Origin of the sequence: Microcystis sp. M53602_WE12 (genome assembly GCF_030065455.1) — a bacterium.
Taxonomy (GTDB): Bacteria; Cyanobacteriota; Cyanobacteriia; order Cyanobacteriales; family Microcystaceae; genus Microcystis; species Microcystis aeruginosa.
Genome location: NZ_JASJFB010000619.1, coordinates 1 through 2,241, shown reverse-complemented (window position 1 = coordinate 2,241; position 2,241 = coordinate 1). Strand labels below are relative to the sequence as shown.

Annotated in this window: 4 protein-coding genes and 1 pseudogene; 2 read left to right on the top strand and 3 right to left on the bottom strand. The window is 43.7% G+C overall.

Features of this window, described 5'->3' with window-relative positions; all coding sequences use genetic code 11:
• Positions 1–186, top strand: a pseudogene (locus PX482_RS19580) (cytochrome b6-f complex subunit IV); the annotation flags it as partial.
• Between the two features lie 22 nt (positions 187–208).
• Positions 209–394 carry a hypothetical protein gene (locus PX482_RS19575; protein ID WP_288094460.1) on the top strand — a complete coding sequence of 62 codons (186 nt, stop codon included), beginning with the start codon at positions 209–211 and terminating at the stop codon, positions 392–394.
• A gap of 98 nt (positions 395–492) precedes the next feature.
• On the opposite strand, the gene PX482_RS19570 is transcribed toward PX482_RS19575, so the two are convergent.
• The 3 genes from PX482_RS19570 to PX482_RS19560 form a co-directional block, all read right to left on the bottom strand.
• A complete protein-coding gene (locus PX482_RS19570; RefSeq protein WP_288122891.1) occupies positions 493–1,302 on the bottom strand; it encodes a squalene/phytoene synthase family protein in 810 nt (269 codons plus the stop codon).
• Between the two features lie 269 nt (positions 1,303–1,571).
• Positions 1,572–1,796 (bottom strand): hypothetical protein, encoded by a 225-nt coding sequence (locus tag PX482_RS19565; RefSeq protein WP_002757610.1) that lies wholly within the window; start codon positions 1,794–1,796, stop codon positions 1,572–1,574.
• Positions 1,797–1,922: 126 nt separating this feature from the next.
• Positions 1,923–2,051 (bottom strand): hypothetical protein, encoded by a 129-nt coding sequence (locus PX482_RS19560; RefSeq protein ID WP_256378286.1) that lies wholly within the window; start codon positions 2,049–2,051, stop codon positions 1,923–1,925.
• Positions 2,052–2,241: the final 190 nt, after the last annotated feature.

The window sequence follows — 2,241 nt, the reverse complement described above, 5'->3', positions numbered from 1 at the left end:
TGCATGGCCGGCGTTCCCCTAGGCTTGATGTTAGTTCCTTTTATTGAAAGCGTCAATAAATTACAAAATCCATTCCGTCGTCCCGTCGCTACCGCTATCTTCCTATTTGGTACTGTGGTCACGATTTGGTTAGGTATTGGTGCCACTTTCCCCATCGATATATCTTTAACTCTCGGTTTGTTCTAAGTTACTGAACTTCACCGGTTTTTTGCCCACGCTTGTGATTCCTGACTTTGGAAGAGCGATCGTGGGCAATTTTAATTGGGGTTTGCGGCAAAAAGTTTTTCTTGGGGGCAGGGTGTGGAATGTGGGGTGTGGGGTGTGGGGTTTTACCGATTTTCAGGTGGTCAACTACCTAATTTTCAGGGAAAAAGTCCAGGGATTTTCCCCCTGATCACTCCCAGTCCGGTACTTTTTGATTGACAAAAAGTCTAAAAGTCTTACCCAACAAGGTTTTTAGATTTATTCAGCCAACCCTAATTGTGATTTCCTCTAACGGGTAATTTGTTGTACCAAAGCGATGACATCGCTGCGGCTGAGTTTTTCCTTACCTAAAGCTAGAACTTCGAGAGTGCCATGGGCTAAAGCGAGGGGAATCTTACAAAAATCAAGGGCCGGCCCTTTCGGCAGCGATTGAGTGTAATAATCGGCTAATTTCAGATTACGACGGGCATAATTATGAATATCACTAATTGTCCAACCCTGGGGCAGAAAACTTACCCCCCGGCGCAGATCCTCGCCATGGTTGCGGGCAATATTAACCGCTTGTAAACCCCGGCCAAAACCGATGGCATAACTCCGATTAGTTTGAGTGCCGTCGTACCAATTCCAGAGGTCAGACAGCAATAAACCCACCGCACCGGCCACACTAAAGGTATATTGATCTAATTCTATTTCTGTGCGAATATCCCAGTTATTCCCGGCCCAGTAGGCCATGCGATCGGCCATGGCCGCCGTGGCATCCCAAACCCGGGGGGCGATCGAATCCGGTGCTAACAGGGCCCATTCGCCAATTCTCAGGGTTACTTCTGGCAAAATCTCCCGATGGACTAAGCCAAAAGCAAAGTCCTCTTTGGTGGAATTTTCAGTACCTGCTTGTAAATTCAGGCTAATTTGTCTTAATATCTGGGCTTTACTGAAGTTATCTAGGTCGGGATGGTCTTCTACTTCATCGATCGCCCTCATACAGAGATAAGCTGAGGCTACTGCCTCGAGCAGACGATCTGGTAAACGACTTATGGGAATATAAAAAGTTCGACTCGTTTCTTGCAGAATCGTTAAAGCATTATCGCGCAAATTCATTCAGTCCTCTCCTCACGCCAACTTAGGTAACTACGAGTTAAACCAATCAGACAGATCGGTTTAGGTTATTCCGATGTTCCTAAGACAAAGTTGCTGTCTATTGTAGTATTATTATCCAAAATTTCGAGATTATTCTCGAAAAAATCAACCTCTAGGGTATTCTTGACAATTTTTCTTTCTGGGATAGCTGAGGGACAATTACGGCAATTTTTCGAGATTACAGGCTTAAAAAAACGATTTGACCCTTTTTTAAGCAGTATTTTTTGGCTTCATGGCAGGGATTGAAAGGAGATCACTTGTAAAACTGGCCCGATCATGGCCAGGGTCATCACATCTGAGCGAATTTGACCTATAACTGTCACTTTTGCCTTTTTTTGGGTTAATTCGGCGGGAGGGTCTATTAATTCGTAGGTTTGACCGTTATCGGCAATTAATGCCCAAGTTCCCGTGCCTATTTCGATTCTTTTTACCTGACCCGTTACACTAATACTCATGCTTTAATTTCGCTGATTGAGGTGATCGCAATTGCTGCCCCTGTCACAAGCATTCTATCGATATCTTTCCTCGGCATTGATTGCCAATTTTGCCCGACTTTAACCTCATAAATCAGTTTTTTTTATCTAAAAAGCGATCGCCACTTCCGCCACCACCGCTAAGAGGGAGGCCAAAGCCGCTAAAATCATTATTTCTCGATCGGATTGTCTCATGGCTATCTGAGTATAAATTACTAATCCTAGTCTATACCACATCTAACCTAGAGTTGAATTGCTCTAAATTATTTTATCCATAGATAAAAAGCTATAAAAGTTATCATTGCTCGGCAAAAACGGCGAAATCTATGTCCAGATTGCCCTGTATTATTTATTCAGGAAGCCCTAATTAGGGCTTCCTGAATAAATAATACAGGGCAATCTGGACATAGATTTCGCCGTTTTTGCC

What these genes read in the sequence shown, in the direction of transcription:
- PX482_RS19560 (WP_256378286.1), bottom strand. Translation starts at nt 2,051, where the DNA reads ATGTGGTATAGACTAGGATTAGTAATTTATACTCAGATAGCCATGAGA.
- PX482_RS19565 (WP_002757610.1), bottom strand. Translation starts at nt 1,796, where the DNA reads ATGAGTATTAGTGTAACGGGTCAGGTAAAAAGAATCGAAATAGGCACG.
- PX482_RS19570 (WP_288122891.1), bottom strand. Translation starts at nt 1,302, where the DNA reads ATGAATTTGCGCGATAATGCTTTAACGATTCTGCAAGAAACGAGTCGA.